Raw genomic sequence first — 26,592 nt, forward strand, 5'->3', positions numbered from 1 at the left:
CGTTCCCAGGTGCCGGCCGACGGGTGGACGACGCGCGGGCCGTGGCCGTGCCCCCGCGGGACGCGGGCACCGGCCGGAGCGGGACGGCGGCCTCGGGTACGGGGCCGTTCCCCGTCCCGGGCGGCGGGCGTGGTCCGCCCCTCCGTACGGGCGGGCACCGACCGCACCACGGACCGGCCCGGTGCGTCCGCCGCGGTGGACTCGCTCGGCGGGCGGAGCACGAGGTACGCGGATGACGGCACGGCGCCTCCCTGATACGGAGTCAGCTTGGGGCGTCGACGCGGGAGTTGCGTCACAGCTATTATCCACGCTGACAGCGCTCGCGTGCAATTGCACGAGAAATTGCGCGAAAAATCGGCTGGGGAGCGCGCGAGGCCGAGGAGTCGCTGTCCGCTCCCTCCTCCCCACCCCCCGAACACGGCAAGGAGACCGCGGTGCCACCAGTACACAACGGAATACAGGCGAGTTCACTGGACGCCAGCTGGACCAAGAGCCGGCACAGCAACGCGGAGGGCAACTGCGTCGAGGTCGCCCGGGTGGAAGGAGGCGTCGCGCTGCGCAACTCCCGTGACCCGGACGGGCCGGCGCTCGTCTACACCACCGCCGAGGTCGCCGCGTTCCTGGCCGGGGCGAAGGAGGGCGAGTTCGACCACCTGGTGTGACGGCCTCCGCCGCGAGCGGAGCTCAGCAGCAGGTCAACTGCCCCTTTCCCAGAGGCTGATACGGTGCGGACCGGCAGGATGGGATAGTCTGTTCCCCAAGTCTGCCGGTCTGCTGGGAGTCAGGTATGTCCGCCGCGTCGTCGCCTCGTCTCTCCCGTCTCGAACCCTATCTGGACCGGCCCGAGCCGGCGCCCACCCTGCTGAAGATGCTGGTCGGTGTCCAGTTGGCGGGTATCCGCGAGGACGCCGGGCTGTCCCAGGAGCAGGCGGCGCGCGAGGCGGGCTTCAGCGCGGCGAAGCTCTCGCGCATCGAGTCGGGCAAGGGCCGCAGGCCCCCGACGGAGACCGACGTCCGGACCCTGCTGACGCTCTACGGCACCGACCCCTACGAGGCGTCGATGCTGATCAAGCTGTTGCGCCGGGCCGGTGAGCCGGGCTGGTGGCAGCGGTACGACAAGCGGCTGATGCCCCAGTGGTTCGACCGGCTGGTGGGACTCCAGGAAGCCGCCGCGACCATCCGGACCTTCGAGATCCAGTACGTCCCCGGTCTGTTGCAGACCGCCGCCTACGCCCGTGCCGTGGTGGAGCGCGGGCTGCCGCACGCGCCCGAGACCGAGGTGGCGCGCCGGGTCGAGCTGCGGACGCGACGTGCCCGGCTGCTGACCCGCGACGACGCGCCGCAGGTGTGGGCGATCATCGACGAGTCGGTGCTGCTGCGGGTGCTGGGCAGCGCGGAGGTGATGCGCGAACAGCTGGAGCATCTGGTGCGGACGGCCGCGTGGCCCAATGTGACGCTCCAGATCGTGCCGCTGAACGTGACCAACGCCTCGGCTCCCGCGATACCGGTCACCTATCTGCGCTTCAGCGGCGCCGATCTGCCCGACGTGGTCTACCTGGAGCACATCAGGAGCGCCAACTTCCTCGAGGACCAGGACGAGACCGAGGAGTACCGGGTCGCCCTGGACCGGCTGGCCGACGAGGCGCTCACCCCGCGCGAGTCGGTGGAGCTGCTACGCAGCACGGTCGAGCAGCGCTACCCCGCCGGCTGAGCGGACACCTCCCCGGCGCCGCTAACCGATGCGGCCCACGCCGCCGAACTCGATCCACTCCTTGGTGAGCTGACGGGGCACCACCTCGGTGTCGGGGCGCCAGGTGGAGACCTCCACCAGGCCCGGCTCCAGGATCTCCATCCCCTCGAACCACTCCGCCACGTCCTTCTGTTCACGCACGCGGCCCCAGTTTCCGTGGGTCGCCTCGTCCATGAAGGCGGTGACGGACTCGCGGACCTCGGGGTCCTCGCTGACCAGTTGGCACATCACCGCGTAACTGCCGGGCGCGAGGCGCTCGGCGACCCGGCGGGCGACGGCGGTGGGGCCGTCGGTGTCGCTGTCCGGGATGCAGTGGAAGACCGAGTTGAAGAGCACCGCCACCGGCTTCGAGAAGTCGATGAGCCGCTGGGTGTCGGGGTGCGCGAAGATCTCGTCGGTGGCGCGCATGTCCGCGTGGATGACCGCCGTGCGGTCGTTCTGGTCCAGCAGCGCCCGGCCGTGGACCAGCACCATCGGGTCGTTGTCGACGTACACCACCCGGCACTCGGGGTCGACGCGCTGGGCGATCTGGTGCACGTTGTCCTGGGTGGGCAGGCCGGATCCGTGGTCCAGGAACTGGCGGATGCCGTAGTCCTGGGCGAGGACCCTGACCACGCGCTGCAGGAAACGCCGGTTGTTCAGGGCGAGCCGACGCGTGCTGGGGACGACCTTGTCCAGCTCCTCGACCGCGGCGCGGTCGGCCGCGTAGTTGTCCTTGCCGCCGAGGTAGTAGTCGTACATACGAGCCGCTGTCGGTACATGGGCGTTGATCTCCCTGGACAGCTGCTTGTCGGCCTGCATCATTCCCCCAGCTTTCAACGGCGCCAATTGCACTGGCTTGACTGACAGTACATCCTAGGGAGTCGGTCTTCGCCGGAACCAGAGCGGTGACGGTACCGGTCCGGTCCGCGCGGTGCCGCGGACCGGACCGGCCGTCGTCGCCGTCAGCCCCGGGAGGCCAGGTACTCCTGGACACCGGGCGCCTCGTGGGCCTCCTCGACGGTCACCATGCCGCCCACGGCCTTGGCGTCCGGCTTGAGGACATAGGTGGAGCGGCTGGCGGGCTGGGAGACGTCGGTGAAGTCCTGCGGGGTGCCGAGGCCGGTGTCGGCGTTCTCCTGCGAGCGGTGCGCCTTGACCACGTCCTCGCGGGTGAGGCTGCCGCCCTCGCACGCCTTCTCCAGGTCGGCGCCCAGCAGTTGGGCCGCGTTGTACCCGGAGAGCACGCCGGAGTCGACCGGCGAGTCCGGGTACTTCTTGGCGTAGGAGGCGACCATCTTCTTGACGCCCGGCAGGTCGGAGCTGACCGCGGGCGCGGCGCTGACCACGTTCACCATGGCCTCCAGGGCCTTGGCGGCGGGGGTCTTCATCAGCTGCGGGGCGTAGCCGGGGGCGCTGGAGACGATCGGCACCGTCAGGCCGCGGGAGGCGGCGACGCCGGCGAGGGAGGCGGTCTGGGCGGGTCCGGCGCTGATCAGGACCGCCTTCACCCCGGCCTTGCGCAGCGCGGAGACCTGGGCGGACAGGTCGGTGTCGGTGGCCTTGATCTTCTGGCCGACCACCTTCACCCCCGCCTCCTGCCCGGCCCACTCCGAGCCTTCCAGCGCGTTGGCGCCGTAGTCGCCCTCGAAGTAGACGTGGCCGATGGTGTCGCCCTTGGCGACCTTCTTGGTGCGGGTGAGGTAGTCGACGGCGGCGATCATGTCGAGGTCGTAGGTGGTGCCGAGGACCTGGACGGCGTCCCTGTCCAGCAGCGAGGCGGCCCAGGCCTGCGGGAAGGTCAGGACGGTGTCGCGCTCGATGTCGTCGAGCAGGGCGGAGACCACGGGCGAGCCGATGACCTGGGGCAGGGCGACCACGTCGGAGGAGATGTCGGCGTAGGCGGTGACCGCCTTCTGCACGTCGTAGCCGTGGTCCTTGACGACGATCTCCACCTCGCGGTCGCAGATGCCGCCCGCCGCGTTGACCTCGTCGGCCCACATCTGCTGGGCCTGCACGATGGACTTGCCGAGGGTGGCGTAGGGGCCGGTCAGGTCGGTGAGGGCGCCCAGCTTGATGGTCTCGTCGCTGACGCCGGGGCCGGCCTTGACGCCGTCGGCGCCGCCGCCCGCGGTGTCGTCCTCGGCCTTGGAGCTGCAGGCCGTGCCCGCGAGCAGCACGGCGGCGACGGCCGCGGCCAGGGCGATCTTGGTGGTGCGGGGCCTGTGGCGGGTGTTCACGGGGTGGGCTCCTTGGCTCGTACGGTGGTTGCCGGGGGCCGGGGCGCGGCCCCGGGGTCGGTGGGTGCGGGGCGGTCACGGCGGCGGGCGAGGCGGGCGCGGGCCCGGCGGGCCAGGCCCGTCAGTCCGTCGGGCGCGAACAGCAGGACGACGACGATCGCGGCGCCGTAGAGGTAGCGGGCGGCCTCGGTCGGGCCGAGCGAGCCGTCGCCGCTGCCGGGGGCGGCGACCAGCGGCAACTGGTCGGCGTAGCGGGTCATCAGCAGGGGCAGCGCGGTGACGAAAACGGCGCCCGCGGTGGCTCCGGCGACGGAGCCGAGCCCGCCGATGACGATCATGGCGAGGTAGTCGACGGAGAGGGCGAGGGAGAAGTAGTCGGGCACCACGCGCCGGAAGGCGAGGGCGAGCAGGACGCCGGCCAGACCGGCGTACATGGAGGAGACGACGAAGGCGGCCGAGCGGTACTTGGCCACGTGCACGCCCATCACGGAGGCGGCGGTCTCGCTGTCGCGCAGGGCGACCAGGGCACGCCCCGGGCGTCCGCGCAGCAGGCCGCGGGCGGTGAACCAGGTCAGCGCGAACAGGGCGAGGCCCAGGTACCACAGGCGTTCCTCGGCGCCGAACGGCACACCGAGGACGGCGAGGCCGTCGCCCTGGTCGAAGGCGAAGCCGCCGATCTCCAGGGGCGGCACGGAGCTGCCGTTGAAGCCTCCGGTGACGGAGTCGGCGGTGAGCAGCACGTGGTGGCCGAGGAAGACCAGGGCGAGGGTGGCGACGCCGAGGTAGATGCCCTTGACACGGCCGGCGACGGGGCTGAACAGGCCGCCGGCGGCGCCGGCGAGCAGGACGGCGAGGACGAGGGCGACGGCGGGCGGCAGCCCGGGTCCGTCCTCACCGGCCAGCCATACGTAGCCGTAGGCGCCGACGGCGAGGAAGAAGGCGTGGCCGAGGGAGAGCTGCCCGGCGGTGCCGCTGAGCACGCCGAGGCCGACGGCGCCGATGGCGGCGGCCATGGAGAACAGGCCGATGCGCAGCCAGAAGGCGTCCAGGTAGAAGGGAAGCGCGCACAGCAGGAGTACCGGGACCAGGAATCCGCCGCGCTTGACCAGGTCAGACACGGGCCGCTCCCTTCGCCGCGAACAGTCCGGCGGGGCGGACCAGGAGGACGAGGACCATCACGGCGTACGGGGCGACGTCGCCGAAGCCCTCGCCGAGGACGTGCAGGTCGGACTGGTACCCGGCGACGAACGCCTCGGTGAGGCCGATCAGCATCGAGCCGACCAGGGCGCCGACGGGCGAGGCCATGCCGCCGAGGATCGCGGCGGGGAACGCCTTCAGGGCGATCTGCCCGGTGGTGCGTTCGAGACCCGGCGCCGGGAACGCGGCGAGGAACACGGCGGCCAGCGCCGCCAGGGCGCCCGCCAGGCACCAGGCCAGCATGCGCGTCCTGGTCAGCCGTACGCCCATCAGGGCGGCGGCCTCGGAGTCCTCGGCGGCGGCGCGCAGGGACAGCCCCCAGGGCGTGAACCGGAACAGGGCGAAGGCGCCGGCGATGGCGAGGGCGGAGACGACGATCGCGGCGACGCGGCTGTCGGCCACGGTCACCGGGCCCAGTCCGGTCACCGCGTCGCCCCAGGGGTCGCCGAGGGTGAGCAGGTCGCCGCCGATGCGCCGGGCGAGGTCGGTCAGGAGCACGATGTCGATGCCGATCGTGGCGATGGTGGCCACGTGGGCGGCGTGCGGGTCGGTGCCGATCCGCTGGAGGATCAGCCGGTCCACGAGTCCGGCGACGGTGGCCGTCACGACGACCGCGAGGGCGAGCGCCCCGGCGAAGGTCAGGTCGTCGTGGAAGACGGCGATGAGATAGCCGCCGAGCAGGAGCAGCGAGCCGTGGGTGAAGCTGAGGACGCCGGACGCCTTGAAAATCGTGACGAAGCCGAGGGCGATCAGGGCGTAGACGGAGCCGAGGGCCACGCCGTTGAGGAGACTGTCGAGCAGGCCGGTCATGCCGCGTCCTCCCCCGTCGCTCCGCTACCGAGGTAGGCGCGCAGCACCTCGGGGTCGCGGCGGACCTCGTCCGGGGTGCCGTGGGCGATACGGCGGCCGAAGTCGAGCACGGTCACCTCGTCGGCCAGCCGCATCACCAGGCCCATGTCGTGCTCGACCAGGACGACGGAGAGGCCGAGTTCGGCGCGTACGTCCCGTACGACCTCGGCCATACCGGCCCGTTCGCCGGCGTTCATCCCGGCCACGGGTTCGTCGAGCAGCAGCACACGGGGCTCCAGACAGAGGGCGCGGGCGAGTTCCACGCGCTTGCGGTCGCCGTAGGAGAGCAGCGCGACCGGGGCGTCGAAGTGGGCGCCGAGTCCGGTGAGTCCGGCGAACTCGCGGGCCCTGGCGAGGTGTTCGCGCTGCTCACGCACGGCGTGCGGCAGGCGCAGGGCGCTGGCGGCGAACCCGGCGCGGGACAGGGCGTGCCGGCCGAGCATCAGGTTGTCGGCGACCGTGCCCTGGGTGGTGACGATGTTCTGGAAGGTGCGGGCGACCCCGAGGGCGGCGATCCTGTGCGGGGCCAGCCGGGTCAGCTCGGTGGTGCCGAGCCGGACGGTGCCGGAGGCGGGACGGTACAGGCCGGACAGGACGTTGAAGCAGGTGGACTTGCCGGCGCCGTTCGGGCCGATGACGGCGTGCACCGTGCCGGGCGCGACGGTGAACGACACCTCGTCGAGCGCGGTGAGGCCGGCGAAACGCACGGTCACCTCCCGGACCTCCAGCGGGGGCGGCGCGTCGGTGCGGTGGGTCACGCGGCCCCCTGACCGTCGGCGGTCTCGCCCAGGTAGAGCCGGCGGACCGCGTCCGTGCGGGCGAGTTCGGCGGCGGGTCCGGACAGGCGGATCTCGCCGACCTCCAGGACGTGGGCGTGGCCGGCGAGGGAGAGGGCCAGGCCCGCGTTCTGCTCGACGAGGAGTACGGCGGTGCCCTGGGCGTTGATCTCGCGGACCACGTCGCCGATCCGCTGGACCATCATCGGGGCGAGCCCGAGGGAGGGTTCGTCGAGGAGGAGCAGGCGGGGGGAGGCCATCAGGGCGCGGCCGATGGCGAGCATCTGCTGTTCGCCGCCGGAGAGGAGGCCGGCCGCCTGGTGGGGGCGTTCGGCGAGCCGCGGGAAGAGCGCGAAGACGCGGTCGCGGGCCTCGCGGGTGCGGGCGGGGGCGCGGCGGGTGAGTCCCAGTCCCCCGGCCCGCAGGTTCTCGTCGACGCTGAGCCCGGCGAACACCCGCCGGCCCTCGGGCACCTGGACGACCCCGGCGCGGACGGCCGCCACCGGGTCGCGGCCGTCGAGGGTGGTGCCGCCGTAGCGGATGCGGCCGGCGGTGACCGCGCCGCGGTGCAGGCGCAGCGTGCCGGAGACGGCCCGCAGCAGCGTCGTCTTGCCGGCGCCGTTGGCGCCGAGCAGGGCGACGACGCCGCCGTGCGGGACGGTCAGCGACACGGAACGGAGGGCGGACAGGGCGCGGCCGTAGGTCACGTCGACTTCCTCGACGTGCAGCGCGGGCGCCTCGTCCGGTGGTGCTTCGGGCATCACGGCTCCTTGGCGCCGTGCCGGTGCGACCGGCACGGGTACGGGGGCTTCACAACTGCGGGGTTCGGGCGCTCGGGCGTTCGGGCGCTCGGGCGTTCGGGGAGGAACGCGCGCTCACGACAGCACGGGGGCCGGTGGCCGGTACAGCGCCGGGCCCCGGGTCGCTGCGGCGTCCCAGTCCGGGGGCGGTGACTCTGTGCGGACGCCCAGCGGACCGGGGCGGACCGAAGCGGACCGGAGCGGGGGACGCGGGTGGCCACGGCGCCGCGGGCGCCGGATGATCGGCGGATGCGTCCGCTGAGGCACGGCTGCACCGATCGCACCGCCGGCGACGGCGCCGCCGTGACGAAGACCTACGAGGGCCCGGGACACCGCCGCGCGGCCGCGCCGAACACCTGCTGGTGGGCCGGCTCCTCGGGCGGCTGCCGGTGCCCCCGGCGCGCGGGGCGTCCGAGGGCACCCTGCCGGTCGGCTTCGTGGCCGGGTGCCCGGACAGGAACTGCTGGACGCCGGCCGTGCCCCGGCGGTCCTGGCGAGCTGCGGCCGGCTGCCGCGCCGTGTCCACGGCACCCCGCCGAGTGTGCCGGCGGACGGGGAGCACCGAGCGGACGCGGTGCTCGCGCACGGTGACGTCGGTCCGCGCAACGCCCTTTTCGATCCCGGCACCTGCGCGGTCACCGCGGTGGTCGACTGGGAGTTCGCCCACGTCGGGGACCGGTGGGGGACCTGGCGTGGTGCGAGTGGTGGCGGCCGGACGGGCCGGGTGTACGGCGGTGGCGCGAGCGGGCCGCCGCTACGGCGACGTGGCGGGAGCGACCCGGAACCCGCGCACCGCCGCACTGCGCCGACGGGGCACCGCGGGGTGCCCGCGGCCCGGTCCGGACGACAGGCCCTACCGGTCCGGCAGCAGCCGCCGTGCGGTGAGGGCGAGGCTGACCTCGACGACGTCGGACGGGCGGGCCAGGGAGCGGCCGGTCAGCTGTTCGCAGCGGCGCAGCCGGTTGAGGACGGTGTTGCGGTGGCAGTAGAGCCGCTCCCCCGCCCGCTGCGCGGAACCGTCGCACGACAGCCAGGTGGTCAGAGTGTCCAGGAGCACCTCCCGGTCGGCGGGCTCCAGCCGCAGCAGCGGGCCGAGCACCCGCTCGGCGAGGGCGTGGCCGAGTTCGGGGCTGGCGACGACCAGGGCGGCGGGCAGGTGCTCGGTGAGCCGGACCGTGCCGCCGCCGGCGGGACAGATGCTCAGGGCCGTGTCGGCCAGGCGGCGGGCGTCGCCGACGGCGGCCAGGCCGTCGACGGGGCTGCCGACGCCGATCCGGACGCCCGGCGCGAGATCCGTGCCGCCCGGGGCCGGTGCGGGCAGGCCGTCGTCACCGAGCAGGACGATGCCGTGGTCCGCGTCGACCCCGGCGTGCCAGTGGACGCGCAGCCCGTCCGGTACGGCCGCGGCGCGGGCGGCGTCGCACCGCGCGGGGTGCGCGCCGGCCACGGCGACGACGACGTACCGGCCGTGTTCGGGCAGGTCCAGCGCCTGCGCGGTCTCCGGCAGGTCGGCGATGCGGCTGCTGCCGTCGAGGAGGGCGGCGGCCAGCAGCCGGGCCCGGTTCTCACGGCGGCGGTTGAGCTGCCACTCGACCTGCCGGTAGGCGTCCGCGACGAGGGTGGAGTGCTCGTCGACGAAGTTCCACACGTCGGAGGCGACGTGCACCAGCAGGCGTACGTCCTCGGGGGCCGTGCGGCTCGTCTCCTCGACCAGGCGCTGCCACACCAGGGAGCCGCCGAGGCGGAACGCGTGCAGCAGGGCGTCCAGCGGCAGCCCCTGCTCGGCGCGGGACGCGCCGATCCGCCAGGAGCAGCGGCGGGCCGCCTCCCGGTTGCTGCGCGGGTCGAGCAGCGAGGTGACGCTGTGCCGCAGCGAGCGGTGCGCCTCCTGCCAGGTCCCGGTGGGGTCTCCGGCCATGGCCGCGCGGTAGGCGGGCTCCTGTTCCTGGAGCACCGCCACCAGGCGGTCGGTGAGGTCGGGCAGGTCGTCCAGGAGGACGCGGGCGGCCCGGTGCAGGACCCGCAGCGCGTCGGCGTCGGTCAACGACGTGACGCGGCGGGTCCGCGGGCGTGGAACGGGTGCGGGTGCGGAGCGGATCGCTGCTCGTGACCGTACGGCGTGGTGCATCGCGGCCCTCCCCAAGGCTCGGGCTTCCAGCGGCGGCTCGCACCGGGCGACCGGAGTGTGCGCGGCTGTCCCCTGACTCGTCCTGCCCCGAAGGATGGCATACCGTCCGGTCGGTCCCTAGGTCCTCGGCAGCACGAATCCTGCGCCGGGCCGGGTCGGCCGGTAGGGTGCCGTGATCGTTCCGGGACGGGGGTCCGGAGATGTCCACGCGTGGCACGGGGTGGAGCGGGAGACGCGGCCGCGGGGGGGCCGCGGGGTGTTGTACGGGCGGTGGGGGCCGTGGCCGTCACCGTCGCCGTGTGCGCGTCGGCCGGCTGCTCCGGCACCGATCCCGAGGAGGCCCACAACCGCCGGGAGACCTACTGCACCAGGCTGGCCGCCTGGCAGCACGCCGAGCGCGCGGCGGAGGGCGGCGACGAGGTCGCCGGGTACGCGGTCGTCGCCGCCGCGAAGGCGCTGGACCAGGAGGGTCTGGACGTCGACGGCAGCCACATCCTCCAGGACACCGGCCTGGCGGTCGAGGGCGATCCGGCCGCCGGGGGCCGCGCGGCGGCCTACTGCGACGGCACGGGTTTCGAGACGCTGATGAAGTGAGGCGCGCGGTCACGGGGCGGCGATCACTGACCGGCGACGGTCACGGACGGGCGACGGTCACGGACCAGTCGGCGTGGGGCACGGGTGGGCGGCGTCACGGGTGGGCGGCGTCACGGGTGGGCGGCGGTCTGTTCCGACTGTTCGACCATGCGGGCCAGTTCCACCCGGGAGCGGACGCCCAGCGCCGCGAAGACCTTGCGGAGGTGGTAGTCGACCGTGCGGGTGCTGACCGCGAGGGCCAGCGCCACCTCACGGTTGGTGGCGCCCTCGGCGACGTACCGCGCGATACGGAGCTGCTGCGGGGTCAGCCGGGTCAGCGCGCCCGCGCCCTCGGCGCGTGAGGCGCCGCCGATCGCGCGCAGTTCGCCGCGCGTCTGTTCCGCCCACACCCCGGCGCCGCACCGCTCGAAGCCGGCCAGCGCGCCACCGAGGTGGTCCCGGGCCTCCCGCGGTCTGCGCCGGCGGCGCAGCCACTTGCCGTACAGCAGCGCCGTACGGGCCCGTTCGAAGTCACCGCCGTCGGTCTCGTCGTGCCGGGCCAGCGCCGCGCGGTAGAGGGCGTCGGCCTCCTCGGGCGCGGCCAGCAGGGCGCGGCAGCGGGCGAGCTGGCCGACGGACTGCCGGTCGGCGCCGAAGGCCGCCCAGTCGGCGAAGTCCGCCAGCAGCGTACGGGCCTCCTCGTGCCGTCCGGCGGGCACCGCGGCCTCCACGAAGCAGGGCACGGCGAGCCGCCACACCGCGAAGTGGCCGCGCCGGGGGCCGGGCAGGACCAGCAGGCCGAGCCGGTCGGCCGCGTCCAGGGGCCGGCCCCGGCCCAGGTCGACGCGGGCCGCCGCCCACTCGGCGAGGGTCGCGGCCTGCGCCAGGCCGTGCCGCCGGGCCGTGGTCTGCGCGGCGTCCACATGACGGGCCACGACGTCCGGGGCGTCCTCGATGGACGCCGCCAGGGCCAGTACCGCGTGGTGCAGGGCCGCCGTGTTGCGCTGCCCGGCCCGCAGCGCGGTGCGCAGCCCCTCCTCGGCGTGGGCGCGGGCCTGGGCGTGCCGGCCCGCGCGCAGTTCGGCGTAGGCGAGGTACTCCAGGGCCTGCGGGACGAGCGCGGCCGACCCCAGGTGCCGGGCGGCGGCCAGGGCACGCGACCCGGCCCGGCGGGCGGCGTCCACCTCCCCGAGCAGCAGGGCGGCGGCGGCCGACCGCAGCAGCGCCTCGGGCCGGTCGTCGGTGCCGGCCCGGCGCACCACGTGCCCGAGCGGCCCGGCCGCGCGGTCGAAGCGCCCTTCGAGCAGCGCCCGCATGCCGAGCCGGTGGTCGCCCACGGTGCCCCGCGCCCCCTCGCCGGTGCCGAGCGTGGCCAGGCAGGCGGCCAGGTCCCCCGCCGCCCAGGCCGCGTTCGCGGCGGCCAGGACGGCGGCGGCGGCCTGGTCGGGGGCGGGGCCGGCGAGCAGGGACGCCGCCAGCAGCAGGGACTGGTGGGCGTCCTCGACGGGACCGTCCCGCAGTTCGGTCAGCCCGCTCACCAGCTCGGCCCGCCCCCGCACCAGGGGCGGCGCGGCGCAGCCGCGGGCGGTGGCGAGCAGCGGGCGCGCCCGGTCGGGGCGCCCGGCGAGCAGTTCCTGTTCGGCCGCGGCGGTGTACCGCTCCGCGCGGACCGGGCCGTCCGCCGCCAGTTCGGCGGCGCGGGCGTACGCCGCGGCGCGCAGCCGGTGGGAGGCGGGCACCGTGCCGGCGGACGCCTCGGCCGCCAGCCGGTCCCCGAGCGCGGAGGGCGGTGCGGCCTCGGACCAGGAGCGGTGCAGCAGCCCGGGCAGCCGCTGTCCACCCGCCTCCAGTACGTCGGCGAGCGCCCCGTGCGCGGCCCGCCGCCGGTCGGGGGCCGCGGTGGCGCGCACGGCCCGCCGCAGCAGCGGGCTGAGGAAGCGCAGTCCGCCCTCGGCGACCGGTTCGAGTTCCGGGGGCAGCTGCGGGTGCGGCGCCGGGTGCGGCTCCGCCTGGGCGGGCCTCAGACGCCGTACGGCGTCCCGGACCAGGTCAGTGCCGGCGTCCGGGGCGTCGTCCGCCGCCCGTGCCGCCAGCGCCGCCGTCAGCAGCAGGTCCCGGGCGTCCGGCGACAGCCCGGTCAGGGCCCGTCCCGCCACGGCGGCCAGGGTGCCTGCGTCGGCGAGGGGCCGGGGCAGCGGGCGCCGGCCGCGCAGTTCGGCGGCGGACAGACGGCGGACCAGGGCGAGCAGCAGCGCCGGGTTGCCCTCGGCCTCGGCCAGCAGTTCGGCGCGGACGGCGGGTTCCACGGTGCCGTCGGTCACCTCGTCGAGGAGGGCGGTGGCCTGCGCCGGGGTCAGCGGGTCCAGGCGGACGACGGGCAGGGCGGCGAACTCCGCGTCGACGGCGCGGTGCCCGGCGACGGAGAGCAGCAGCCCCACCCGGTCCGCGGCGTCCGGCCGCCCGGCCACCGCGCCCAGGGCGGCGCGGCCGGCGGCGTCCCAGAGGTGGGCGTCGTCCACGCAGACCAGCAGGGGGCCGCCGTGCGCCGCGGCGCGGAAGGCGTCGAGCAGCGTGCCCGGGGCGACGCCCGGACCGAGGGTCCAGGTGTACGTGCGCCGCCCGGCGGCCCACCCGTCCGCACCCTGCGGGAGCCGATCGGGACGCCCAGCGCGTGCGCCCTGCCCGGCCTCCGGGCCGCCCTCCCCCGCGCGTGCGCCTCGGCCGGCTCCCCCGGCCCCGGCGCGCGGGCCGTGACCGAGGGGCCGTTCCAGGCCGTCCTGGTCCGGGGGCCACGCGAACCCGTCCTCTCCTCGGGGCCACGCCCGTCCGTCGTGGCCGTGCGGCACCACCGAGCCCTCCGGCCCTCCTGGACCTGCCGGCCCTCCCGGAACAACCAGCCCTCCCGAACCGCCCGGCCGGCCCGGGGCCGCACGGCCGCCGCCCGGGCCGGCCCGCAAATGAAGAACGTTCCCGGCCGTGAAGCCCTGGGCGGCCCAGCACAGGAGAGCGGTGCGGCCGAGGCCGGGCTCCCCGGTCACGACGAGTCCGGCGCCGTGCGTCCGCAGCTGGTCCAGCAGGGCGGCGACCGCCCGTCGTTGCGTGCTCCGCCCGTGCATCCGCACAGCCGGACGTACGATCGTGTTTCCGGTCATTCCCGGGAGGTTACGCGCGCGTAACCAGAGGCGGAAGGGAGGGGTCCGCACTGCGGGACGGGCTGCCGTCCCGTCCGGCCTGCGCATCCCTTGGTCATGCGGATGACCCGGACTGTGTCGGTGCCCAGCGCCCGGCGCCCGCGCCCGTGCACTCGCACAGCGACGGCGGCGGCCGCCGGATGGGCGACCGCCGCCAACTGGGGCCGGACGAGCGTCAGGAGGTGTGCGGGCAGTTGCCCCGGTACTCCTCGATGGTGAAGCTCGACGACGGCAGCGGGCACAGGAACTGCTCGTAGCGGGTGTCGTTGTCGATGAACCGCTTCAGCCACGAAATGCTGTACTTCGCGATCGTCGTGTTCGACGAGTTCGGCGCGAAGTGCGTCGCGGAGTTCAGCTCCAGATAGGCGCGGTCCGTGCCGGACGGCAGGCTGGAGTAGAACGGCTCGGCGTGGGAGGCGACCGGGGCGATGCTGTCCCCGTCCGCGCCGACGATCAGGGTGGGGGTGCTGACCTCCGGCCAGGTCTTGTCGGTGTTCCAGGGCGTGAGCGGGATCGCGGCCTGGAGCGAGGGCCGGTCCTTGGCCGCCTCCAGCGTGCCGCCGCCGCCCATGGAGTGGCCCATGACGCCGAGCCGGCTGCTGTCGATGCGGGTGCGCACGGTGCTGCGCTGGGTCAGGTAGTCCAGGGCCGCGAGGAGCTGCTCGCCCCGGGAGGCGGGCTGGTCCAGCGTGGTGTTGGTGTCGATGGTGAACACCACGAAGCCCTGCGAGGCCAGCCGCGGTCCGAGCCACGCCATGGAGGACTGGTAGGCCGTGAAGCCGGGCGCGATCGCCACGGCGCCGAACGTGCCGTCGCTGGTGCTGGTCGGGTAGTAGATGGTGCCGCCACCGAAGCCCGTCACACCGAGCGAGGAAACGGACGTCTCCGAGACGGAGTACGGGCCGCGCAGTGCCTCGATGCTGGACTGGGTGGGGGCCGGACCGCGCTCGTAGGGGTTGTCGGCGGCCTGGGCACCCGGGCTGGTGAGGGTGCTGAGCCCGACGACCGCGGTGATCGCCGCCGCCGCGCCGGCCAGCCGGCGCCGGGTCGGGCGGGGCGTTCTGCGCGAGCCACGGTGACCGGCGGGGGTGTGGGGGGTGGAGTGCACGACGAGTCGTCCTCTCTCTCGTGGCGACGGACCCGGCCGACGGTTCGTTCGGGTACCGGCACGCGGGGAACGGCGTTCCGGTGCCGCACCGGCCGGGCATCGCCGGTGGACTGGCCGTTTCACTGTCGACGGGCGGCGCGCTGTCCGGATCGGCAATATCACCGGCCACGCGAACGCACCGGCCGTCGGCCCACCGGACACCCGCCACCAGGGCACCCGCCCACCGGGCACCGGCCCTCACGGGTCAGCAGCGGGAACCGGGCGTCACGGGCGTACGCGTGAAGCTGGTGCACGCTCACGGGACGATGTGCCACGCTCGCCCTCGGCCGGGCCCGTCCTCCGGGCCCTCCCGGCGTTCCGGCACCTGAGGGAGGCGGCGGCATGCCCATCGGACTGCCCGTCGCCGGCCCCCGGACGGAGCCGGCGCACGCCCCCGCCCTGCGGCTCCACGACGGCCTCGACTTCGTCGGCGTAGGGGGACGCCGCTCCGAGGCGGCCGGGGAACTGGCCGACCGGCACGGCACCCGGGCCTACGACGACGTGAAGCCCTGCCGGCGGACGTGGGGGCGGTGGCCGTCGCGCTGCCCCCGTCGGTCCAGGCAGGCGGAGCCGGCGGTGCGGGCGGCCGGGGTGGCCTCGGTGGCCTTCTGCACCGCCCGCTTCCAGCCGCCGGTCGAGAAGTGGATCGGCGAACAGGCGGGCCGGGGCGGCTGGTTCACGGCGCGAGCGCAGTGGCTCGGCGCGGTGTTCACCGGCGACAACCCGTTCGCGGGGCGTCGTGGCGGCGGGAGAAGGGGGCGCTGTGGGACGTCGGCCCGCACGCGCTGTCCGTCCTGCTGCCGGTCCTCGGTGACGTCCGGCGGGTGGCGGCGGCCGCGCCCGGCCCCGGGGACACCGCGCAGGTCGTCCTGGACCACACCGGCGGCGCGTCGAGCGTCCTGACGCTCAGCCTGACGGCACCGCCGGCCGCGGCCGGCGCGACGGTGGAGCCGCGCGGCGAGGCCGGGGTGACGCGGCTCCCGGAGAGGCGCGGAGGGGGCCGTGCCCGCGCTGCTGCGGGCCGGGGACGCGCTGCGCACGCCCGTCCGGACGGGCCGCCCGCATCCGTGCGGCGGCGCGTTCGGCCTGCGGGTGACGGAGATCCCGGCCGAGGCGCTGCTGAAGTGACGCGGGCAGCGACGCGTCAGCCCTCGTCCGACCTGGTCAGGGCCTCGGTGATCAGGCGGGTGGCGAAGTCGGGATCATCGGTGATGCGGTTGATGTGCTCCGCGAGCAGGAAGGCGGTGGCCTCCAGCGGAGTCATCTCCTCCTCGGTCCAATACCCGTACTGCTTGCGCCAGAGGCTGGGGCTCAGGTCGGTGCCCGCGGCGATGACCAGGCCGGCCATGGTGGGGATGGTCTCGGGGGGAACGCTCTTGGGCATCATCCGCATCGTGGCCACGAGGTTGGGCACCACGTACTCGATGACGTCCTTGCCGTGGTCCTCGTGGGCCATCCGCAGCCACCGCATGAACATGTAGATGAGGGTGCAGGCGCCGTCGAGCACGTCGTCGACCCCGCCGGGGCCCAGGGAGGCGGCGAACTGGTCGATCAGCTCCTGCTGTTCGGGGTCGGTCCCGGTTTTGCCGTCGTGGATGCTTTTCAGCCGCGAGTCGATCATCATGAGCGCTGCGCCCACATCGCCGGCGGGAGCGTGCTGGGGGTCGCAGGGCGATGACACAGGGATCCTCCTCGGACGACCACGTTGGGTAACTCCGTTTATCCGTAGAGTAGACGTCCGCGGGGGTGGGTGTCCGACGAATCCGGACGAAGGTGAACGGGCCTTCCAGTGTTCGAGGAGCGAACGATGAGTACGTCGTCGGCGACTGCCGGAGCGGGCGAACTGAAGCGGCACCTGGGCCTGTTCGACGCCGTGGTGATCGGGCTCGGCGCGATGGTCGGCGCGGGGGTGTTCGCCGCCCTCGCCCCCGCCGCCCGCGCGGCCGGTTCGGCGCTGCTGGTCAGCCTGGCCCTGGCCGCCGTGGTGGCGTACTGCAACGCCACCTCCTCGGCCCGCCTGGCCGCGCGGTACCCGCGGTCGGGCGGCACGTACGTCTACGGCCGCGAGCGACTGGGCGACTTCTGGGGGTACCTGGCCGGCTGGAGCTTCGTGGTCGGCAAGACCGCCTCCTGCGCGGCGATGGCTCTGACCGTGGGCACCTACGTGTGGCCGGAGCGGGCGCACGCCGTGGCGGTCGCGTCGGTGGTGGCGCTGACGGCGGTGAACTACGTCGGGGTGCGCAAGTCCGCGTGGCTGACCCGCGGGATCGTCGCGGTCGTCCTGGTGGTGCTCGCCGCGGTGGTCGCCGCGTGCCTGGCCGGCGGCACGGCCCGGGGCGCCCGGCCGGCCGCCGGGCCGGAGGCCGGCTTCGGCGGGGTGCTCCAGGCGGCCGGGCTGCTGTTCTTCGCGTTCGCCGGGTACGCGCGCATCGCCACCCTCGGGGAGGAGGTCCGCGACCCGGAGCGGACCATCCCCCGCGCCGTCCCCCTCGCGCTCGGCATCGCGCTGACCGTCTACGCGGCCGTCGCCGTCGCCGTGCTGGCGGTGCTCGGGCCGGACCGGCTCGCCCGGGCCGGGGCCCCGCTCGCCGACGCCGTGCGCGAGGCCGGCGTGCCGGGGCTGGTGCCGGTGGTGGGTGCCGGGGCGGCCGTGGCGGCGGCCGGCTCGCTGCTGGCGCTCATCCTCGGGGTCTCGCGCACCACCCTGGCCATGGCCCGCGACCGGCACCTGCCGCACGCGCTGGCCGCGGTCCACCCGCGGTTCGGGGTGCCGCACCGCGCCGAACTCGCGGTCGGCGCGGTGGTCGCCGTCCTGGCCGCCGTCACGGACGTGCGCGGCGCGATCGGCTTCTCCTCCTTCGGCGTCCTGGTCTACTACGCCGTCGCCAACGCCGCCGCCTGGACCCTCACGCCCGCCGAGGGCCGCCCCGCGCGGATCGTGCCGGCCGTCGGCGCGGCGGGGTGCCTGGTCCTGGCCTGTGCCCTGCCCTCGGCTTCGGTCCTGTGGGGGGCCACGGTGATCGTGGCCGGTGCCGCCGCCTGGGCGCTGCGGCGGGCCACCGGCCGCGCCGGGGCGGATTAAGCGGCCCTTAAACGCCGGTTAAGCCGCGCCCGCGACGCTTCCGGTATCCCCGACTGCGCACTCGATCAACCGATTTGGCGCCCTCGCCGGCCGTTGGCCGCTCCCCTTGTCCTGCGTAGCATCGGGCCCGTTCTGAGAGCGCTCTCACGCGCCGCACCACGCAAGCCCTCAGGAGGCCCCCCACATGACCGCTCGTCACCAGCGTCCCCTCGGCCGCCGCAAGCTGCTCGTCGCCCTCGGCGGAGCGGCGGTGGCCGCACCCGCCATCGCCGCCATCGCCCCGCACGCCCTCGCCGACAACGGCTCGGAGGCGGATCGGGCCGGGACCGGAGCGGCGGGCGCGCTGCCGTTGACGGTCGTCAACGAGACCGGCTCCTTCGGCAACGGCGACGTCCACCTCTACGTCGTGGGCAACGTGGACGGCAAGCAGGTGCGGCTCGCCCCGGACGGCACCCTCGCCCCCATCGCCCTGTCCGACAACGGCGCCGACGGCTACACCGACTACGCCATCAGCCTGTCCGGCGGCGGCGAGACCCGGCTCTCCCTGCCGTACATGTCCGGCCGGATCTACGTGGCGCTGGGCGAGAAGCTGAAGTTCAAGGCGGTCACGGACGGCGCCGGCAACGCCGCGCTCCAGTACCCGGCGGGCTGGGTGTCGTCCGACCCCAACTACGGGGTGCTGCACGACTGCGCGGAGTTCACGTACAACGCCTCCGGCATGTTCTGCAACACCACGATGGTCGACATGTTCAGCGTGCCGATGGCCATCCGGCTGACCGGCGCGAAGGACCAGACGACGGGCACCGTGAAGGCCGGCGGCCGGGCGGCGGCGTTCGCGGCGGTCCGGCAGGTGGAGGAGTTCGCGCCGCTGGTCATCGACGACACCCGGATCATCGCCCCCGGGCACGGGCTGGACGCCGGACTGTTCGCGAAGGACTACTTCGCCCCGTACATCGACGAGGTGTGGAGCACCTACACCGGCAAGGACCTCACGGTCACCACCAACGCCGGGACCTTCACCGGCCGGGTGCGCGGTGAGCAGTTCACCTTCAGCGGACCGGCCCCGGTCTCCTTCGCCAAGCCGTCCACCCGGGACGTGCTGTTCTGCGACGGCGCCCTGGCCGCGCCGAACGACGGCACCACCGGCCCCGTCGCGGCGATCCTCGGTGCCGGTTTCAACCGCTCCACGCTGCTGTCCTCGCCCACCCAGCCGACCACCGACCCCGCCGCGTTCTACGGCACCGCGCTCACCAACCACTACGCCAAGGCGATGCACGCGGCCACCGAGGACGGCAAGGCGTACGGCTTCGCCTTCGACGACGTCGCCGACTTCGCCTCCTACATCCAGGACACCGCGCCCACCGGGATCCGGCTGACCCTCACGGCCTTCTAGGGCTTCTCTGGGGCTCCTCCGGGGCTCCTCCCGGAGCGCCCGGACCCCTCGGGGACGTTACGGTGATATCGGGAGATTCGGGACCGGAAGAGGGACGCCGGGACCGAACCAGTGATCCGGACCCCGAGGAGCGTACCGATCATGTCGACATCACAGCCCGACGCTTCCCGGCCGTCCGGGGCGGGCGCGGACGAGGACCGCGTCACCCCGGACGGTCTGCTCCACGCCCGTACCGGCACCGAGGTGTCACCCGAGGACGTGGTTCTCGCGGCCGGACGGGACCTCACCGAGAGCAACCTGGAATGGGCCCGGCGCAAGCTGGCCGCCGAAGGCCCGGCGGCCCTGGACAAGCTGCTGCCCTGACAGCCGGGCTTCAGGGGAGGTCCGTGTCGTCCTCGACGACGTGTACGGCGGCCTCCTCCGCGCCGGCCGCGCCGCCGTCGATGCCGACGTCCTCGGCGACGGTCTCCTTGGTGGTGTCGGTGCGGACGCCCTCGTCGGGGGCGACCAGGCGCCCGGAGCGGTCGGTGCCCGCCTCCGGGTCGACCGGCTCGCCCTCGCCGTCCGGGCTGTCGCCGATGCCGTCACCGGCGGGCGGGGAGACGTCGGGGACCTCCTGGGCCAGCCGTTGGTCCAGGGTCTCGCCGTCGTGCTGCTCGGCCGCGGTGGTACCCACCTTGTCGACGCCGAGCGGCTTCTCCGGCGGCGAGTAGCCCTCGTCGAGGGTGTCGTCGTAGGTGCGCTCGTCGAGGGCGTCCTCCATGTCCAGCGGCGCGGCGTCCTCCTGCTCCTCGTTGCTTCCGGTGGGCTGGTAGACATCGTCGGCCATCGGGTCCGTGCCCATCGCTGCCTCCCTCTCGCTCGCGCTGCGTCGCCTGGGGCGTCTCGGTCTGCTTTCGCGTTTCCCGTCACGCGATCTTTAACCTCGGCGGCGTCGAGGGGGCATGGCGCCAGGACGTGTCAAAGGGGTCAGAAGGCGGCGGGCGGTCCGTCCGGCCGGCTGTCGCGCTGCTCCACCATCTCCCGGCTCAGCTCCTCCGTCTCGGCCTCGGAGAGCCGCTCGAACCCGTCCTCGGTGATGACCGACACCACGGGGTAGATCCCCCGGCCGAGGTCCGGGCCGCCGGTCGCGGAGTCGTCGTCGGCGGCGTCCCACAGGGCGTGCAGCGCGGCCAGGACCGCCTCGCGCCGGGACATGTCCGCACGGTAGAGCTTCTTCAGCGCACCCCGGGCGTACGGGGAGCCCGAGCCCTCGGTGTGGAAGCCGTCCTTCTCGTAGAGCCCGCCGGCGACGTCGTAGGAGAAGACGCGTCCGCGTCCGCCGCCCGCCGCGGTGACGTCGTAGCCGGCGAGCAGGGGCACGACCGCGAGGCCCTGCATGGCCTGGCCCATGTTCTGCCGGATCATGGTCGCCAGTCTGGTGGCCTTGGCCTTCAGGGTCATCGGGATGCCTTCGATCTTCTCGAAGTGCGCCAGCTCGACCTGGTAGAGCTTGACCATGTCCAGCGCGAGCCCGACGGTGCCCGCGAACGCCACCGCCGTGTGGTCGTCGGCGGGGTGCGCCTTCTCCAGGTCGCGCTGGGCGATGAGGTTGCCCATGGTGGCCCGGCGGTCGCCGGCGATCAGCACGCCGTCGCGGTAGGTGAGGGCGAGCACGGTGGTGCCGTGCGGTACCTCGTCCGAGGCGCGCACCCCGTCGGGCAGGACGCGCCGGGTGACCAGCAGTCCGGGGCGGTGGGCCGCCAGGAACTCGGTGAAGGACGACGTCCCCGGCGTGAAGAACTCCGCCACCGGCCGCCCGTCCGCCTCGGCGCTCGCCATGCCTCTCCCCCTTCGCCCGGATACCGACAAGCGGAGTCCTACCTGACGCCGCCGGGCCCGAAACCCGTCCCTCAGCCGTCGCCGGCCGCCCCCGGCCGCGGGGCGACGAGGACGCGCAGGTCGCCGACGCGGTGCGGGGTCCAGGTGCGGGCGTAGCCGGGCGCCGCGCTGCCGGGGGCGGTGACCGCGGCGACCGGGAGGCGCCGGGCGGTGCGTTCGACCTCGGCGGGGGTGGTGTTCTCGTTGTGGCCGGCGGTGTTCCCGGAGGAGCAGCCGGTGTAGTAGCCGAGCGGGATGGCCTCGTGGCCGGTGAGCAGGCACGGCGGGCGCACGCCGAGGCGGTGCAGCGCGTCCGCCGCGCGGGCCCAGTCCTGACGGGCACGGGTGGTGCGGTCGACGGTGCGGTCCAGTACGGCGTACTGCACCGCCAGGTGTCCGGCCAGCGCGAGGGCGACCAGGGCCGCCGCGACCGGGCGCCATCGGCCGCCGGGGGTGCGCGCCAGATGCCGCAGGGCGTCGGCCACCGGGATGGCGAGCAGGGCGTAGGCGGGCTGGAGGAAGCGGGGCGCCGCGTACCCGATCATGAACAGGTAGGGCAGGGCCGCGGTCGCGGCGCAGGCGAGCGGCAGCAGCGTGCGGGCGGTGCGCCCGGCCCGTACGGCGACGACCAGGGCCAGGGCGGCGAGCAGGGGCAGCGCGAACCACCACAGGGCCACCGCGGGGTGCGGGAACGACCCGGTGCACGGGCGGCACAGGGCGCGTCCGCCCAGGCTGCGGAGCTGGTCGTCGACGGCGATCTGCCAGCCGAGGCCGCCCTGGATGCGGGACGCCTCGCGCAGCCGCTCGCCGAGGCCGCCGTACCAGGCGTACGCCTCGACCACCCACTCCACTCCCCCGGCCGCGAGGCCGCCCACGAGGGCGACCAGCAGCCGGAGGTGGCGGCGCCACAGGGCGACGACCAGGAGCGGGAGAGTGGTGTAGACGGCGTCCGTCGGGCGCATCCACGCCATCAGCGCGGCGCCCGCCACCACGCCCCACAGCGCGGCCCGCGCCGAGCGGTCGGCGCGGGCCCGCAGGAAGGAGCCGGCGCAGATCAGGGCGCCGACGGCGACCCAGTAGTTGGGCATGGCCTGGGGGCCGTAGAAGAGGGTCACCCACAGGGTGGCGAAGAGGGCGCCGGCCGTGGCGAGGACGCCGGCCGGGAACAGGCCGCGCCAGGCGCGCAGGGCGAGGAAGAGGCCGAGGCCGGAGAGAACGGCGAGGTAGCCGCGGAGCAGTTCGGTGGAGGACGACCAGGAGGCGACCGGGGCGACCAGCAGGGAGGGGCCGCGGGAGCGGGGGGCGCTGAAGAACGCGGCGGGGGTGTGCCCGGTGACCTGGCTGACGTAGACGATCTCGTCCCAGCCGAGACCCAGGCCGGGGCGGACGAGGAGGAGCTGGGCGAGGGTGAAGGCGCAGGCGACGGCGGCGAACAGGCGGGTGGCGGGGACGCGTCCGGGGACGCCGGGCCCCGGCGCCGGGCCGCCCCGCCGCCCGCCGGTCAGGACGGCGTGCGCGCTGTCGGCCATGTGTACCCCTCATCCGTACGTACGGATAACCCCGGGCGAACCCCGGGTGAACGAGATCAAGCTAACCCGGGGGGCGCGGGACCGCAGGTGAAAATCGGCCAGTCGCCGGACCGCTCAGCGGGCGTTCGGACGGCGGTGCGGCGGCTGTTCGGGCTCTGGGCGCGGGGCGAGCGGGGGGACGGCGCGGACGACGGGGCCGTCCCCGTTCACGGTGAACACGGTGCCGTGGTGGCCGACCCGCATGGGCGGCCCGGACAGCAGGGTGTACGTCGCCTTCCCTCCGTCGATCTCGACGCGCAGGCACCGGCCGCGGAACTGGAGCCGGAAGGCCAGCCGGCTGAACTTCTCCGGCAGTCGCGGGGAGAAGCGGAGCATGTCGCCGTCGCGCCGGGTGCCGCCGAACCCGGCGACCAGCGCCATCCAGGTGCCGGCGAGGGAGGCGATGTGCAGTCCGTCGCGGGTGTTGTGCTCCAGGTCGGCCAGGTCCATCAGGGCCGCCTCCGCCGCGTAGTCGTAGGCGAGGCGCAGCTGGCCCGTCTGGGCGGCGACGACGGCCTGGCAGCAGGCGGAGAGGGAGGAGTCGCGGACGGTGAGCGGCTCGTAGTAGGCGAAGTTGCGGGCGATCTGCTCCTCGTCGCAGTGCGCGTCGAACCAGCTGCCGCAGGTGTACATGGCCAGTACCAGGTCGGCCTGTTTGACGACCTGCTTGCGGTAGAGGTCGAAGTAGGGGAAGTGCAGCATCAGGGGGTACTGGCCGGCGCCGGTGCGGGTGAAGTCCCAGCGCTGGTGGCGGGTGAAGCCCTCGTGCTGCTCGTGGACGCCGAGTTCCTCGTTGTACGGGATGTGCACGGACTCGGCGGCGTCCCGCCAGGTGGCGCTCTCCTCGTCGTCGACACCGTGCCGGGCCGCCTCGTCCGGGTACCGCTCGCAGACCTCGGCGGCGGCCAGCAGGTTGGAGCGGGCCATGAGGTTCGTGTACAGGTTGTCGTCGGCGACCGCGCTGTACTCGTCCGGGCCGGTGACGCCGTCGATGTGGAAGACGCCGTGGTGGTCGTGGTGGCCCAGCGAGCGCCACAGGCGGGCCGTCTCCACCAGCAGTTCCAGGGCGGTGTCGCGTTCGAAGCCGGTGTCGCCGGTGGCGGCCGTGTACCGGACGGCGGCGTGCGCGATGTCGGCGTTCACGTGGAACGCGGCGGTGCCGGCCGGCCAGTACGCGGAGCCCTCGGAGCCGTCGATGGTCCGCCAGGGGAAGGCCGCGCCGCGCAGGCCGAGCTGGGCGGCGCGGTCGCGGGCGGCGGGCAGGGTGTCCTGGCGCCAGCGCAGCGCCTCGGCGACGGCCCGGGGCTCGGTGTAGGTGAGGACCGGGAGCACGAACATCTCCGTGTCCCAGAAGGCGTGGCCGTCGTAGCCGGAACCGGTCAGCCCCTTGGAGGGGATGGCGCGCCGTTCGGCCCGGGCGCCGGCCTGGAGGACGTGGAACAGGCCGAAGCGCACGGCCTGCTGGATCTCCTCGTCGCCGTGCACCTCGACGTCGGCACGGGCCCAGAAGTCGTCGAGGTAGGACCGCTGCTCCGCCACCAGGCCGTCCCAGCCGCCGTGCGCGGCGGCGGCCAGCGCGGCCTCGACCTGGTCGCTCATCGCGGGCCGGGAACGGGCGCCCGACCAGCCGTGGGCGACGGTCTTGCGCACCCGCAGCCGCTGCCCGGGCTCCAGTACGGAGGTGACGGTCAGCCGGGCCACGTCGTCGCTGGACTCGCTGCCGGTCGTGGTGGCTTCGGGGCCGTCCACCCGGTGGTCGGCGGCCACGGCGACCCTGAGGCCGCTGCGCCGGGTGCGGTGGACCAGGCGCAGCCGGGGGCCGAGGGCGTGGTGTTCCTCCGGTTCCAGCGGGGACTTGAGGGCCTTGCTGGCGCGCGGGTCGCCGTCGGGGTCGGGCAGGCTCTCGTTGGCGACCAGCTCCGACTGGATCACCACCCGGATGCGGCCGTCGACGGCCTCGACCTCGTAGTCGACGGCGGCGATGGCCCGCTGGGTCAGGGAGACCAGCCGGGTGGAGCGCACCCGTACGGTGGAGCCGGCCGGGGAGGTCCACTCGCAGACCCGCTCCAGGACGCCCCGGCGCAGGTCGAGGGTGCGTTCGTGGGTGACGAGGCGTCCGTAGCGCAGGTCGAAGGGCTCGTCGTCGACGAGCAGCCGCAGCAGCTTGCCGTTGGTGACGTCGATGACGGTCTGGCCGGACTCGGGGTAGCCGTAGCCGGCCTCGGCGTAGGGCAGCGGGTGCAGTTCGTGGACGCCGTTGAGGTAGGTGCCGGGCAGGCCGTGCGGTTCGCCCTCGTCGAGGTTGCCGCGCCAGCCGACGTGGCCGTTGGACAGCGCGAAGACGGACTCGCTCTGGGCGAGGAGGTCGAGGTTGAGTTCGGTCTCGCGCACCGACCAGGGGTCGACGGCGTAGGCGCGGTCGGTGATCACTCGCCGCTCCCGAGGTCGGCGAGGTCCTCGACCACACGGTCGGCGCCGTGCGCGTAGAGGGCGTCCCTCTGGCCGACGCGGTCGACGCCGACGACGTAGCCGAAGTGCCCGGAGCGGCCGGCGTCCATGCCGGCCAGGGCGTCCTCGAAGACAGCGGCGCGGGAGGGGTCGACGCCGAGGTCACGGGCGGCGGCGAGGAAGGTGTCGGGGCGGGGCTTGCCCGGCAGGCCGCGTTCGCGGGCCACGACGCCGTCGATCCGGGTGTCGAAGAGGCGCTCGGCGTCGATGGAGCGCAGGACGTCCGCGGTGTTGGCGCTGGACGACACGATGGCGGTGCGCAGGCCGGCGGCGCGTACCGCCTCGATGTAGCGCAGGGTGCCGTCGTAGGCCTCGACGCCGTCGGTGCGGATCTTCTTCAGGAGCAGCTCGTTCTTGCGGTTGCCGAGGCCGTTGACCGTCTGCCGGTCCGGCGGGTCGTCGGGGTCGCCCTCGGGCAGTCCGATGGAGCGTGAGGCGAGGAAGGTGCGCACGCCGTCGGCGCGGGGGCGGCCGTCGACGTACTCGCCGTAGTCGGAGTCGGTGAAGGGCCGGAAGTCCTCGCCGTCGCGTCCGCGCAGGAACGCGTCGAACGTCTCCTTCCAGGCGGCGGCGTGCACCACCGCCGTCCTGGTGACGACCCCGTCGAGGTCGAAGAGGCATGCCTGCACGGTTTCGGGGAGGCCGAGCTGCGTGGTCATACCCGTGACAGTTCCCCGCCCGGGCGCCTCCCATCGGGTGGTCCCTGACACAGCGCCGGGCCGGGGGCTCGTCGGCGGCGGTGGCACACTGCTGGATGTGCCGCTGACTTTCGACGACCTCCTGGCCCGTGCCCGTGCCCTCCCGGTGGACGGGCGGCGCGCGGTCCTCGGCATCGCCGGCAGCCCCGGGGCGGGCAAGACGACGCTCGCCGAACGTCTGGTGCGGGAGCTGAACCGGGACGCGGGGCCGGCATGGGCCGCGCACGTGCCGATGGACGGCTTCCACCTCGCCGACGCCGAACTGGACCGGCTGGGCCGCCGGGACCGCAAGGGCGCGCCGGACACCTTCGACGCGGCGGGGTACGCGGCGCTGCTGCGGCGCCTGCGCGAGGACGGCTCCGGCGAGTGCGGCGACGTCGTCTACGCGCCGGGCTTCGAGCGGGTGCTGGAGCAGCCGATCGCCGGGGCCGTCCCGGTGGAACCGGCGGCCCGGCTGGTGGTGACGGAGGGGAACTACCTGCTGCTGGACAGCGGTGCGTGGGGCCGGGTCCGGCGGGCGCTGGACGAGGTCTGGTTCTGCGAGATCGACGACGCGGAACGGGTACGCCGCCTGATCGCCCGGCACGAGCGGTTCGGCAAGTCGCCCGAGGAGGCGGCGGCCTGGGTACGGCGCACCGACGAACGCAACGCCGCCCTGGTCGCCATGACCCGGGAACGGGCCGACCTGGTGGTACCGGGCTCGGCGCTGCCGGGTGGGCCGGCGGGGGCCGGCTGAGCGGGCGGCGTAGCGGCCAGGGCAGCGGCCCTGACGCATCGCCCCGACCGGCCTCCTCCTCTCCCCCACCCCCGCCCCCACGCCCGGCACTCCCGGCCCGCGAAGGGAAGGGAGGAC

23 protein-coding genes and 2 pseudogenes are annotated in these 26,592 nt (G+C 74.7%); 10 read left to right on the forward strand and 15 right to left on the reverse strand.

Annotation, left to right across the window (positions count from 1 at the left end; genetic code table 11):
- Positions 1-434: 434 nt before the first annotated feature.
- On the forward strand, positions 435-662 hold the full coding sequence (locus tag ACZ3IG_RS06575; protein ID WP_467429624.1) for a DUF397 domain-containing protein: 228 nt from the start codon (positions 435-437) through the stop codon (positions 660-662).
- A gap of 125 nt (positions 663-787) precedes the next feature.
- Entirely contained in the window at positions 788-1,711 is a 924-nt protein-coding gene (locus ACZ3IG_RS06580; RefSeq protein ID WP_467429626.1) for a helix-turn-helix domain-containing protein, read from the forward strand.
- 21 nt (positions 1,712-1,732) lie between these two features.
- Here ACZ3IG_RS06580 and ACZ3IG_RS06585 read toward each other — a convergent pair whose 3' ends face one another.
- The 6 genes from ACZ3IG_RS06585 to ACZ3IG_RS06610 form a co-directional block, all read right to left on the reverse strand.
- On the reverse strand, positions 1,733-2,551 hold the full coding sequence (locus tag ACZ3IG_RS06585; protein ID WP_467430528.1) for an SAM-dependent methyltransferase: 819 nt from the start codon (positions 2,549-2,551) through the stop codon (positions 1,733-1,735).
- A 143-nt stretch (positions 2,552-2,694) separates the two neighbouring features.
- Positions 2,695-3,969, reverse strand: a complete 1,275-nt coding sequence (locus tag ACZ3IG_RS06590; RefSeq protein ID WP_467429627.1) for an ABC transporter substrate-binding protein — start codon at positions 3,967-3,969, stop codon at positions 2,695-2,697.
- Complete coding sequence (locus tag ACZ3IG_RS06595; protein ID WP_467429628.1) at positions 3,966-5,087, reverse strand: branched-chain amino acid ABC transporter permease; 1,122 nt, start codon at positions 5,085-5,087, stop codon at positions 3,966-3,968. The genes ACZ3IG_RS06590 and ACZ3IG_RS06595 overlap by 4 nt, the downstream gene beginning before the upstream one ends.
- Positions 5,080-5,976, reverse strand: a complete 897-nt coding sequence (locus ACZ3IG_RS06600; RefSeq protein ID WP_467429630.1) for a branched-chain amino acid ABC transporter permease — start codon at positions 5,974-5,976, stop codon at positions 5,080-5,082. Before ACZ3IG_RS06600 ends, ACZ3IG_RS06595 begins: the two co-directional genes overlap by 8 nt.
- Positions 5,973-6,773 (reverse strand): ABC transporter ATP-binding protein, encoded by an 801-nt coding sequence (locus ACZ3IG_RS06605; RefSeq protein WP_467429631.1) that lies wholly within the window; start codon positions 6,771-6,773, stop codon positions 5,973-5,975. The genes ACZ3IG_RS06600 and ACZ3IG_RS06605 overlap by 4 nt, the downstream gene beginning before the upstream one ends.
- On the reverse strand, positions 6,770-7,552 hold the full coding sequence (locus tag ACZ3IG_RS06610; RefSeq protein ID WP_467429633.1) for an ABC transporter ATP-binding protein: 783 nt from the start codon (positions 7,550-7,552) through the stop codon (positions 6,770-6,772). Before ACZ3IG_RS06610 ends, ACZ3IG_RS06605 begins: the two co-directional genes overlap by 4 nt.
- A 613-nt stretch (positions 7,553-8,165) precedes the next feature.
- On the opposite strand from ACZ3IG_RS06610, the pseudogene ACZ3IG_RS06615 reads away from it, so the two are divergent.
- Positions 8,166-8,222, forward strand: a pseudogene (locus ACZ3IG_RS06615) (hypothetical protein); the annotation flags it as partial.
- A 222-nt stretch (positions 8,223-8,444) separates the two neighbouring features.
- Here the strand turns inward: ACZ3IG_RS06615 and ACZ3IG_RS06620 are convergent.
- Entirely contained in the window at positions 8,445-9,719 is a 1,275-nt protein-coding gene (locus ACZ3IG_RS06620) for a PucR family transcriptional regulator (protein WP_467429634.1), read from the reverse strand.
- A gap of 279 nt (positions 9,720-9,998) precedes the next feature.
- Between ACZ3IG_RS06620 and ACZ3IG_RS06625 the strand changes: the two genes are divergently transcribed.
- Entirely contained in the window at positions 9,999-10,313 is a 315-nt protein-coding gene (locus ACZ3IG_RS06625) for a hypothetical protein (RefSeq protein ID WP_467429635.1), read from the forward strand.
- Positions 10,314-10,423: 110 nt separating this feature from the next.
- Here ACZ3IG_RS06625 and ACZ3IG_RS06630 read toward each other — a convergent pair whose 3' ends face one another.
- Both ACZ3IG_RS06630 and bdeA read right to left on the reverse strand, forming a co-directional pair.
- Positions 10,424-13,444: a helix-turn-helix transcriptional regulator gene (locus ACZ3IG_RS06630; RefSeq protein WP_467429636.1), complete on the reverse strand. Its 3,021-nt coding sequence runs from the start codon at positions 13,442-13,444 to the stop codon at positions 10,424-10,426.
- 214 nt (positions 13,445-13,658) lie between these two features.
- Complete coding sequence (gene bdeA, locus ACZ3IG_RS06635; RefSeq protein ID WP_467429637.1) at positions 13,659-14,591, reverse strand: bis(hydroxyethyl) terephthalate hydrolase; 933 nt, start codon at positions 14,589-14,591, stop codon at positions 13,659-13,661.
- Positions 14,592-15,322: 731 nt separating this feature from the next.
- Here bdeA and ACZ3IG_RS06640 point away from each other — a divergent pair.
- A pseudogene (locus ACZ3IG_RS06640) lies at positions 15,323-15,529 on the forward strand (Gfo/Idh/MocA family protein); the annotation flags it as partial.
- A 103-nt stretch (positions 15,530-15,632) separates the two neighbouring features.
- Positions 15,633-15,758, forward strand: a complete 126-nt coding sequence (locus tag ACZ3IG_RS06645; RefSeq protein ID WP_467429639.1) for a hypothetical protein — start codon at positions 15,633-15,635, stop codon at positions 15,756-15,758.
- A gap of 16 nt (positions 15,759-15,774) precedes the next feature.
- Here ACZ3IG_RS06645 and ACZ3IG_RS06650 read toward each other — a convergent pair whose 3' ends face one another.
- Positions 15,775-16,311 carry a hypothetical protein gene (locus ACZ3IG_RS06650; RefSeq protein ID WP_215166978.1) on the reverse strand — a complete coding sequence of 179 codons (537 nt, stop codon included), beginning with the start codon at positions 16,309-16,311 and terminating at the stop codon, positions 15,775-15,777.
- A 126-nt stretch (positions 16,312-16,437) separates the two neighbouring features.
- Here ACZ3IG_RS06650 and ACZ3IG_RS06655 point away from each other — a divergent pair, with 126 nt between their 5' ends.
- The 3 genes from ACZ3IG_RS06655 (at position 16,438) to ACZ3IG_RS06665 (ending at position 19,468) form a co-directional block, all read left to right on the forward strand.
- The gene (locus ACZ3IG_RS06655; RefSeq protein ID WP_467429640.1) at positions 16,438-17,712 is read left to right on the forward strand and encodes an APC family permease; all 1,275 of its coding nucleotides are present in this window, start codon (positions 16,438-16,440) and stop codon (positions 17,710-17,712) included.
- A gap of 184 nt (positions 17,713-17,896) precedes the next feature.
- Positions 17,897-19,105 carry a beta-1,3-glucanase family protein gene (locus ACZ3IG_RS06660; RefSeq protein WP_467429641.1) on the forward strand — a complete coding sequence of 403 codons (1,209 nt, stop codon included), beginning with the start codon at positions 17,897-17,899 and terminating at the stop codon, positions 19,103-19,105.
- A gap of 141 nt (positions 19,106-19,246) precedes the next feature.
- On the forward strand, positions 19,247-19,468 hold the full coding sequence (locus ACZ3IG_RS06665; RefSeq protein WP_467429643.1) for a hypothetical protein: 222 nt from the start codon (positions 19,247-19,249) through the stop codon (positions 19,466-19,468).
- 10 nt (positions 19,469-19,478) lie between these two features.
- Here the strand turns inward: ACZ3IG_RS06665 and ACZ3IG_RS06670 are convergent, their stop codons facing one another.
- The 5 genes from ACZ3IG_RS06670 to ACZ3IG_RS06690 form a co-directional block, all read right to left on the reverse strand.
- A complete protein-coding gene (locus ACZ3IG_RS06670; protein ID WP_467429644.1) occupies positions 19,479-19,949 on the reverse strand; it encodes a DUF5709 domain-containing protein in 471 nt (156 codons plus the stop codon).
- A 125-nt stretch (positions 19,950-20,074) separates the two neighbouring features.
- Positions 20,075-20,926: a proteasome subunit beta gene (gene prcB / locus ACZ3IG_RS06675; protein ID WP_467429645.1), complete on the reverse strand. Its 852-nt coding sequence runs from the start codon at positions 20,924-20,926 to the stop codon at positions 20,075-20,077.
- A 71-nt stretch (positions 20,927-20,997) separates the two neighbouring features.
- Positions 20,998-22,494, reverse strand: a complete 1,497-nt coding sequence (locus ACZ3IG_RS06680) for a hypothetical protein (RefSeq protein ID WP_467429647.1) — start codon at positions 22,492-22,494, stop codon at positions 20,998-21,000.
- A gap of 114 nt (positions 22,495-22,608) precedes the next feature.
- Entirely contained in the window at positions 22,609-24,963 is a 2,355-nt protein-coding gene (locus ACZ3IG_RS06685) for a glycoside hydrolase family 65 protein (RefSeq protein ID WP_467429648.1), read from the reverse strand.
- The gene (locus ACZ3IG_RS06690) at positions 24,960-25,700 is read right to left on the reverse strand and encodes a beta-phosphoglucomutase family hydrolase (RefSeq protein WP_467429649.1); all 741 of its coding nucleotides are present in this window, start codon (positions 25,698-25,700) and stop codon (positions 24,960-24,962) included. Before ACZ3IG_RS06690 ends, ACZ3IG_RS06685 begins: the two co-directional genes overlap by 4 nt.
- Positions 25,701-25,797: 97 nt before the next feature.
- Between ACZ3IG_RS06690 and ACZ3IG_RS06695 the strand changes: the two genes are divergently transcribed.
- Complete coding sequence (locus ACZ3IG_RS06695) at positions 25,798-26,475, forward strand: nucleoside/nucleotide kinase family protein (RefSeq protein WP_467429651.1); 678 nt, start codon at positions 25,798-25,800, stop codon at positions 26,473-26,475.
- Positions 26,476-26,592: the final 117 nt, after the last annotated feature.

Source organism: Streptomyces sp. NPDC016677 (genome assembly GCF_055562815.1).

Bases quoted from the DNA above. Each gene is read 5' to 3' on its own strand.
- ACZ3IG_RS06580 (WP_467429626.1), top strand. From the start codon at position 788: ATGTCCGCCGCGTCGTCGCCTCGTCTCTCCCGTCTCGAACCCTATCTG.
- ACZ3IG_RS06585 (WP_467430528.1), bottom strand. From the start codon at position 2,551: ATGCAGGCCGACAAGCAGCTGTCCAGGGAGATCAACGCCCATGTACCG.
- ACZ3IG_RS06600 (WP_467429630.1), bottom strand. From the start codon at position 5,976: ATGACCGGCCTGCTCGACAGTCTCCTCAACGGCGTGGCCCTCGGCTCC.
- ACZ3IG_RS06610 (WP_467429633.1), bottom strand. From the start codon at position 7,552: ATGCCCGAAGCACCACCGGACGAGGCGCCCGCGCTGCACGTCGAGGAA.
- ACZ3IG_RS06620 (WP_467429634.1), bottom strand. From the start codon at position 9,719: ATGCACCACGCCGTACGGTCACGAGCAGCGATCCGCTCCGCACCCGCA.
- ACZ3IG_RS06630 (WP_467429636.1), bottom strand. From the start codon at position 13,444: ATGACCGGAAACACGATCGTACGTCCGGCTGTGCGGATGCACGGGCGG.
- ACZ3IG_RS06655 (WP_467429640.1), top strand. From the start codon at position 16,438: ATGAGTACGTCGTCGGCGACTGCCGGAGCGGGCGAACTGAAGCGGCAC.
- ACZ3IG_RS06660 (WP_467429641.1), top strand. From the start codon at position 17,897: ATGACCGCTCGTCACCAGCGTCCCCTCGGCCGCCGCAAGCTGCTCGTC.
- ACZ3IG_RS06665 (WP_467429643.1), top strand. From the start codon at position 19,247: ATGTCGACATCACAGCCCGACGCTTCCCGGCCGTCCGGGGCGGGCGCG.
- ACZ3IG_RS06670 (WP_467429644.1), bottom strand. From the start codon at position 19,949: ATGGGCACGGACCCGATGGCCGACGATGTCTACCAGCCCACCGGAAGC.
- prcB (WP_467429645.1), bottom strand. From the start codon at position 20,926: ATGGCGAGCGCCGAGGCGGACGGGCGGCCGGTGGCGGAGTTCTTCACG.
- ACZ3IG_RS06680 (WP_467429647.1), bottom strand. From the start codon at position 22,494: ATGGCCGACAGCGCGCACGCCGTCCTGACCGGCGGGCGGCGGGGCGGC.
- ACZ3IG_RS06690 (WP_467429649.1), bottom strand. From the start codon at position 25,700: ATGACCACGCAGCTCGGCCTCCCCGAAACCGTGCAGGCATGCCTCTTC.